The sequence below is a fragment of the Faecalitalea cylindroides ATCC 27803 genome, assembly GCF_000469305.1.
Taxonomy (GTDB): Bacteria; Bacillota_I; Bacilli_A; order Erysipelotrichales; family Erysipelotrichaceae; genus Faecalitalea; species Faecalitalea cylindroides.
In genome coordinates, this window is the sequence record NZ_KI271070.1 from 1 (window position 1) to 7,805 (window position 7,805).

General features: G+C 35.0%; 12 protein-coding genes. 9 read left to right on the forward strand and 3 right to left on the reverse strand.

What is annotated here, in order from left to right:
- From HMPREF0367_RS09785 to rpsI, 9 genes are all read left to right on the forward strand, one after another.
- Positions 1–625 (forward strand): O-methyltransferase (locus tag HMPREF0367_RS09785; protein ID WP_316244696.1); only part of this gene is annotated, 625 nt, incomplete at its 5' end.
- A gap of 2 nt (positions 626–627) precedes the next feature.
- On the forward strand, positions 628–1,083 hold the full coding sequence (locus tag HMPREF0367_RS09790) for a hypothetical protein (protein ID WP_022355791.1): 456 nt from the start codon (positions 628–630) through the stop codon (positions 1,081–1,083).
- A 65-nt stretch (positions 1,084–1,148) separates the two neighbouring features.
- Positions 1,149–1,976: an energy-coupling factor transporter ATPase gene (locus tag HMPREF0367_RS09795; RefSeq protein ID WP_035403818.1), complete on the forward strand. Its 828-nt coding sequence runs from the start codon at positions 1,149–1,151 to the stop codon at positions 1,974–1,976.
- Complete coding sequence (locus tag HMPREF0367_RS09800; RefSeq protein WP_015535544.1) at positions 1,952–2,812, forward strand: energy-coupling factor transporter ATPase; 861 nt, start codon at positions 1,952–1,954, stop codon at positions 2,810–2,812. Before HMPREF0367_RS09795 ends, HMPREF0367_RS09800 begins: the two co-directional genes overlap by 25 nt.
- The gene (locus tag HMPREF0367_RS09805) at positions 2,805–3,605 is read left to right on the forward strand and encodes an energy-coupling factor transporter transmembrane component T family protein (protein WP_035403820.1); all 801 of its coding nucleotides are present in this window, start codon (positions 2,805–2,807) and stop codon (positions 3,603–3,605) included. Before HMPREF0367_RS09800 ends, HMPREF0367_RS09805 begins: the two co-directional genes overlap by 8 nt.
- Complete coding sequence (gene truA / locus HMPREF0367_RS09810) at positions 3,602–4,333, forward strand: tRNA pseudouridine(38-40) synthase TruA (protein ID WP_035403822.1); 732 nt, start codon at positions 3,602–3,604, stop codon at positions 4,331–4,333. Before HMPREF0367_RS09805 ends, truA begins: the two co-directional genes overlap by 4 nt.
- 11 nt (positions 4,334–4,344) lie before the next feature.
- Positions 4,345–5,172, forward strand: a complete 828-nt coding sequence (locus HMPREF0367_RS09815; RefSeq protein ID WP_035403824.1) for a histidinol-phosphatase — start codon at positions 4,345–4,347, stop codon at positions 5,170–5,172.
- Between the two features lie 91 nt (positions 5,173–5,263).
- Positions 5,264–5,701, forward strand: coding sequence for a 50S ribosomal protein L13 (gene rplM, locus HMPREF0367_RS09820; protein ID WP_015535540.1), 438 nt, complete (start codon positions 5,264–5,266; stop codon positions 5,699–5,701).
- Positions 5,702–5,714: 13 nt separating this feature from the next.
- Entirely contained in the window at positions 5,715–6,122 is a 408-nt protein-coding gene (gene rpsI, locus HMPREF0367_RS09825) for a 30S ribosomal protein S9 (RefSeq protein WP_035403826.1), read from the forward strand.
- A 363-nt stretch (positions 6,123–6,485) separates the two neighbouring features.
- Here the strand turns inward: rpsI and HMPREF0367_RS09830 are convergent, their stop codons facing one another.
- From HMPREF0367_RS09830 to HMPREF0367_RS09840, 3 genes are all read right to left on the reverse strand, one after another.
- Positions 6,486–6,968 (reverse strand): hypothetical protein, encoded by a 483-nt coding sequence (locus tag HMPREF0367_RS09830; RefSeq protein WP_035403827.1) that lies wholly within the window; start codon positions 6,966–6,968, stop codon positions 6,486–6,488.
- Between the two features lie 69 nt (positions 6,969–7,037).
- Positions 7,038–7,394 carry a hypothetical protein gene (locus tag HMPREF0367_RS09835; protein ID WP_015535448.1) on the reverse strand — a complete coding sequence of 119 codons (357 nt, stop codon included), beginning with the start codon at positions 7,392–7,394 and terminating at the stop codon, positions 7,038–7,040.
- 200 nt (positions 7,395–7,594) lie between these two features.
- The coding region (locus tag HMPREF0367_RS09840; protein ID WP_211237392.1) for a hypothetical protein at positions 7,595–7,805 on the reverse strand (211 nt) is incomplete at its 5' end.

The following is a 7,805-nucleotide window of genomic DNA, read 5'->3' on the forward strand; positions in this document are numbered from 1 at the left end:
TCGTGAAGTAGGAAACTACTTCACTTTTTTAAAAGGTGAAAAAATGAACTTAGAAAAAGAGATGAATGAATTTGCAAAAGCTAACCATGTTCCTGTAATGATGGATGAAGGTGTGGAGCTTTTGATTGCAAAAGTTAAGGAATATAATTGTAAGTCGTTTCTTGAATTAGGAACTGCAATAGCTAGAACAGCAATTCGTGTTGCTTCTTTGGATCCTGAAATGCGTGTTGTGACAATTGAGAGAAATCCTGAAATGATTGAACAGGCAAAGATAAACATTAAGCAGTCTGGATATCAAAATCAGATTACTCTCATTGAAGGAGACGCTTTAGAAGTAGAACTTCCTGATCAAAAATTTGACTGTATCTTTATTGATGCAGCGAAGGCACAATATACACGTTTTTTTAAGAAATATTCACCACTTTTAAATTCTAATGGTATAATTGTTACAGACAACATGTATTTTCATGGATTGGTTGAACATCCGGAAAATACAAATAATAAGAATACCAAGGATTTGGTACGAAAGATTCGTAACTATCACGAATTCTTATCTTCTCTTGATGAATTTGAGACTACTCTATATTCAAAGGGGGATGGAGTTGCCGTAACAAGGAGGAAATAAGTATGAAATTTCTTAAGTTCTTATTAGGTGTAGGCGTTATTGGAGCTGCCGGGGCAGCTATTGCCACAAAGAAATCGCGCGATAAAAAACGTCAAGCAGAATTAGATGAATTTTTAATGCCAGAAGATGATACAGTTATCATCGATGTTCCAAAGAAAGAACCAGAGTCATTAACAAAGTTAGAAGCTGATTTGTATGCTTTGGAAAATGAGAAGGAAAACATTCTACCATTAACGTTCATTTTTAGTTTTGAAAATTTTGAAGAAGCAAATAAATTTAAGAATGAATTAACTTTAAGAACGATCACTTCTACAATTAATGATCAAGATCGTTTTGTTGAAGTGATTTATAATGATGTCATCACACATGATGCATTCACTGTTCTATTGAACGATTTCAAAGAAGCCATGGAGAAAAGTCAAGTTACATACCAAGGATATCGTTACTTTGCCAAGTAAATCCTTGGCTTTTTTTATATAGGCTTGTATAATTATAACGTTTAAAAAGAATAGGAGGATTTAAAATGTCAGCTGTAGAAGTTTCGCATTTATCTTTTTCATACGATGGACAAAATGATGTTATAAAAGATGTATCTTTTGAGATTCCCAAGGGAAGTTATACTACGATCGTAGGTCATAATGGATCCGGGAAGAGTACGATTGCTAAGCTCTTGATTGGTCTTTTAAAAGCTAAAAGCGGGGAAATAAAGATTTTAGGTAATACTTTAAATGAAGAAAATGTATATTCATTAAGAAATCATGTAGGTATCGTTTTTCAAAATCCGGATAATCAGTTTATCGGCTCAACGGTTGCCGATGATATTGCGTTTGGATTAGAGAATCATTGTGTTCCTCAAGAACAAATGCAGGCAATTATTGAAGATGTAGCTGCTCGTGTAAATATGAGCAATTTTTTAGATAGTGAACCTACTAAGCTTTCAGGTGGACAGAAACAAAGAGTTGCAATAGCTGGTATTTTGGCTATAGCACCAGATATTATCATTTTTGATGAATCTACAAGCATGTTAGATCCACAAGGAAAAGCAAGTATCAACGAACAAATTCAAAAACTTCATGATGAGCGTAATATAACGATCTTATCTATTACACACGATATGGAAGAGGTAGCTCAAAGTGAATATGTAATAGTATTAAAAGATGGAAAAGTGGAAATGCAGGGGACACCAAAACAAATCTTTGAACACAAAGGTAAATTAAAAGAAATGAAGTTAGAACTACCTTTTGCGCTTTCTTTTTCTGAAAAGTTAAAAAATGAAGGTATTTTTAAGGATAGTTATTGTACATTAGATGAGGTGGTGAATGAGTTATGTCAATTAAGATCCACCAATTAGAACATGTGTATAATCCAAATACACCATTTTCGCATGCTGCTTTAAAAGGCATCAATCTTGAGATTCCAGAAGGGAAAGTAACTGCGATTATCGGGCAAACGGGTTCTGGTAAATCTACGCTTGTTCAGCATTTAAATGGTTTATTGATTCCAACGGCAGGTACTTTAGATATTTGTGGTTATCATATCCAGCCATTATTGAAAATAAAAGATGTAAAACAGTTACGAAAAGAGGTTGGGTTGGTTTTTCAGTTTCCAGAATATCAGTTATTTGAAGAAACGATTGAAAAAGACATTGCCTTTGGACCTAAAAACTTTGGTGTAGAAGAGACTGAAGCAAGTCAGCTTGTTCGCAATATTTTGCCGGTTGTTGGATTGGATGAGTCGTATTTAGATCGATCTCCTTTTGAGCTGTCAGGTGGTCAAAAACGTCGTGTAGCAATTGCAGGTATCTTGGTCTTAGATCCTAAGGTACTAGTATTGGATGAACCTACAGCTGGTTTAGATCCACAGGGCGCTAAGGAAATGATGACATTATTTATGCGCTTAAATCGTGAACAGAATAAGACGGTTCTTTTGGTAACACACGATATGGAACATGTCATGAAGTATTGTGATCATGTTATTGTATTGGATCATGGTGCGGTTAAACAGACTTCCGATGTAAAAACATTTTTTGAACATCCTGAATGGATCGTCAATATCGGAATCAATCCACCAAGTATCATTCGTTTGAAGATGCGTTTAAAAGAGGCTGGCTTTGATATTCCAGATGAAATCATTGATGAAGATGGACTTTTAAAATGCATCAAAAGGCAGGTGAAGATTCATGAATAATATTGCCTTAGGAAGATATATGCCTTTAAACTCTGTTGTTCATAAAATGGATCCACGTGCTAAGATCATGATTCTATTGTTCTTGATGATTTCAGTTTTTATTCCAGCAGGTGCTTGGGGCTATGTATTATTATCATTGTTTATTCTGGTAGCTTTATTTTTATCAAAATTACAACTAAGTTTTGCCTTAAGAGCTATGAAACCAATGATCTGGATGATGGTATTTCTTTTGGTCATCAATATTTTAGTTATAAAAACTGGAATACTTTGGTTTGAGCTTGGTTGGTTTAGCATTTATTCAGATGCGATTTATCAAACTCTTTATATTGTTGTTCGTTTAACTCTAATGATCATTATGACAACGATATTGACTGCTTCCACAAAACCATTAGATCTAACATTGGGAATTGAAAAGCTATTAAAGCCTTTTGAAAAGATTGGTTTGCCATCTCATATTATTGCGATGATGATTTCTATTGCCTTGCGTTTTATTCCTACATTAATTGAAGAAACGCAAAGAATCATGAATGCACAGGCTTCTCGTGGGGTAGATATGGAAAATGGAACGATCAAAGAGAAAGTAATGGCTATTTTATCGTTGATCGTACCTTTATTTGTATCCAGCTTTGATCGTGCTGATCAATTAGCCAATGCAATGGAAGCAAGAGGATATAATCCTATGCAGGAGCGTACAAGATATAAAGTGTTAAAGATGACTGGAATTGACTATGTTGGATTACTTTCTTCAATAGCACTTTTAGTATTGTGTATCGTTTTGGCGGTTATATTATGATATACAAAGTAATACTTGCATATGATGGTTCAAACTATGCAGGATGGCAAAAGCAGGAAAATGCATTAGGTATTCAAGAAGTGATTGAAAAAGCACTTACTACGATTCATAAAAAAGAAACTTTTATCACAGCCAGCGGAAGAACCGATGCCAAAGTTCATGCCTTAGGTCAGGTGTTTCATTTTGAGGCAGATAAAAAAATTGGACCGGATCGTTATAAGATGGCCTTGAATGCATTGTTGCCAGAAGATATTCGTATTTTAAAAGTCAGCATGGAAGCAGATGATTTTCATGCTCGTTTTAGTGCAAAATCAAAACGATATGACTATATTTGCACGTATGAAAAAGAAAATCCATTCGTATATAAATATAAGGAAATATTAAATCATACTTTAAATATAGAAGCAATGAGAAAGGCTTCTGAATATCTTGTGGGAACGCATGATTTTACAAGTTTTTCTTCATCTAAGATTGATCCAAGAAAACCTAGAATCAAGACCATTACACGAATTGATATTTTTCAAGAAAATCAGGATATTCGTTTTATTTATGAAGGAACAGGTTTTTTAAGATATCAAGTTCGTATGATGACAGAAACTTTGATTATGGTTGGTTCAAATAAAATAGATATAGAAGAAGTAAAAAGAATACTCGATAAAAAGGATAAGAGTGCTTGTCGTTATAACGCAAGTCCAAATGGATTGTATTTAGTACATGTTAATTATTAAAGGGGTAAAAGATGAAGCAGACAAACTTTCATACACACACATGGCGGTGTAATCATGCTAATGGAAGTGATGAGGAATATGTACTGGAAGCCATAGAAAATGATTTTGAAATCCTTGGTTTTGCGGATCATTGTTGTTGGAAATATGATTCGGGATTTGTTCCCTGGATTCGAATGAAAGAACAGGAATTTCCTCATTACAAAAGCAGTATCATGAATCTGAAGAAAAAATATGCAAAAGACATCAATATCCGATTAGGAATGGAAGCAGAGTATTTTCCTGATAAGATGGATTGGATGTTAGATTTTTGTATAGATGAAGACATTGATTATTTGATTTTTGGTAATCATTATTATCAAAGTGATGAAACAGGGATTTATTATGGTTCCATTGAACCAGAATATGTGCAATCTTACTTTGATAGTTGTATTGAAGGAATGAGAACAGGAATGTACGCTTATTTGGCACATCCTGAATTGATCATGCGAAATAAGTATTTAGGCTGGAATGAAACGGTTGAAATCGGATTTCATCGTATTTGTCAAACAGCAAAAGAATTAGATATGCCTTTAGAATATAATGTTCTAGGTATGATGTATAATGAACGATATAAAGTCGATGCATATCCAAATTCACGTTTTTGGAAGATTGCATCTCAATATAAGAATAAAGCAATCATTGGTATGGATTCCCACCAGCCATTTGATTTAAACAAGACAAATTATATGAAGGCATTGGATAATTTATCAAAATATAATGTGGAAATTATAGATGATATAAAAAGAGTGGATTATTTAGCAATAAAAGCAAAAAAAGCACTAAATAACCTTGAATTCTGATTGACAATTAAAGTCGTTTTGAATATGATAGTAGATGGCTGAACTCTGGCCTTTTGAGCCCCGGTAACGCTCAAATCAAGGAGGAATAAATATGCGTCAAACAACAATGGCAAAACCTGCCGATGTAAAACGTACATGGTATGTAGTTGACGGAGAAGGACAAACCTTAGGTCGTCTTGCGACAACTTGTGCTCATGTATTGAGAGGTAAACACAAAGTTACATATACACCAAATGTTGACTGCGGTGATTATGTAATCGTTGTGAATGCTGACAAAGTCGATATGACTGGAAACAAACTTAACACAGAAAAATACTACAATCATTCTGGATACTTTGGAGGATTACGTGTTCGTACTGCCAAAGAAATGAAAGAAAAATATCCAGTTGAATGGGTAGAAAGAGCAATCAAGGGTATGCTTCCACACACTAAATTAGGTGATAAACAACGTACTCACGTATTTGTTTATGCAGGAAGTGAACATCCACATGCAGCTCAGCAGCCTGTTGAGTTAAAGGTGAAAGGATAAGGAGGAATAGAGAATGCCAGCAAAGAAATCAAATAGCGTTCAGTACCACGGTGTAGGCCGTCGTAAGACATCTGTTGCTCGTGTCTTTTTACGCCCAGGAACAGGAAATATCGAAGTAAACGGAAAGACTTTGGAAGAATACCTTCCATTGGAAACTTTACGTATGGTTGTTAAATCACCATTGGAATTGACAAACACTTTAGATCAATTTGATGTAATGATCAATGTGTATGGCGGTGGATACACAGGTCAGGCAGGAGCAATGCGTCATGGTATTACTCGTGCATTGATGGAATGTAATGAAGACTATCGTCCAGTATTAAAAGCTGCAGGATTCGTTACTCGTGATCCACGTGCTAAAGAACGTAAGAAATACGGTCTTAAAGGTGCTCGTAGAGCTCCACAGTTCTCAAAACGTTAATTTTCTTGGAATTCTTGAGAAAAACGCAAAGAGACTCAAAACCACTCAAAGCCCTATTTTATGGGGTTTCGGGTGGTTTTTTGTTTGTTCTGAAAAGCTCTGGGCAGTGCTGAATTTTAAACAGTAGGCAGCACGTAGCACGCTAGTAGGCAACAATATTAACACCACAATTAATTTTCAGCACGCACACCTAAAGAAAAGCCTCAAGTATAAAAGTCTTGAGGCTTTTTTGGCTTTTTTCTTAAGTTCTTTTCGATTGATCATCTTTTGCACCACCTATAATTTTCGCCTTTAATCATATCATAAAAAAAATTAAGCTTTCACATTTTGAAAGCTTAAAATACCAAATTCAGAATATTTTTCTTATTTCTTTTCGTATTCTTTCTGGGCAGCGGCTTTGAGTTCTTCCTGTGTCATCTTTTTGGTTTCTTTTCCCAGACACAAGGCTTCAAAATTATGATATACATGTTTGGACATAATATTCTTTGTTGGTTTTTCAATCAGTTTTGAAAGAGCTTTGGCAATCAAATGAACACCGGTATTGATTTCAACATCCATTTCCAAACTCACTTCATTGTCTGACAATTCTTTTAACTTGAAATAGATAAAATCATGATCGTGTTTTTTGTTGCTGGTGCTTTCGATCTTTACGATTTTGTTCTCTTCATCAAATGTAGCCCAATATGTCGATACAGAACCCACATCGTCATTGATTGCTTCCCATTTTGTCGGAGAAATGATCCGTACTTCTGTCCCTGGTTCAACATCTAATTTGGCAGGATCCTGCAAGGCCTTCCATGCCATTTCCATTGAAAACGGAAATTCTTTAACTGTACTAAATTTCATAGAATAGGTTTCCTTTCCTCTTTTTTTTTACAATAAAAATCAGATCACGAACATGATCTGATCATAAAATTATTCTTTTGCAGAAGTAAACAGCATTACTCCTAATACCATGGCAATGCAGTCCGCAATATTAAAAGCATTCTGAGTGAACTGAAGGTAGATCAAAGAAACTAAACCAACAGCAGCAAAAACAAATCCAATCACTTTTGCGACCGGTTTATTTCCCATAACGGCACAGATACCACCAATCAATGCCAAAAGAGCTACCGCTGCAGATAAAACCGCAACCATCACTTCCTGACTTTCATGTCCTGGTAAAAGTCCCTGCACGCTTCCTGTATATGTCATAATCGCTAAGATAGCATAAACAATGCCAAACAGAATCATTAAGATCCCTGATACTTTCATAGTAGAATTTGATTTCATATATCCTCCCTGCGCAAATGCGCGAGGACATTATACATAATAATAATAATAATAATAACAAGCGTTTTTCTTTTATATATTAAGATTTCTTAATGTTTTTGCGTTATAAAGCGCATACATCCGACAAATCTTTAAAAAGGAAGGATATATACAAGGTGCCAGACCTTTTTTCAATGCCGAAAGAGTTATAGGATTAGAGCTTAATTTTCCTCAATTCCATATCGTTCTTTAAACTGGTCATAACGCTGCTCTTTTAGATCTTCGATGCTTTGTTTTCTTGCCTGATCGAAAAAATGCATTGGGATAAAGGCGACTGCCAAAATGATGGTACCACCAATCGCCATGATCATCAGCCAGCGAAGTCCCGACCGAAGCATGAATTTTTCTGTCATGCGGTTGATCTCATTGACA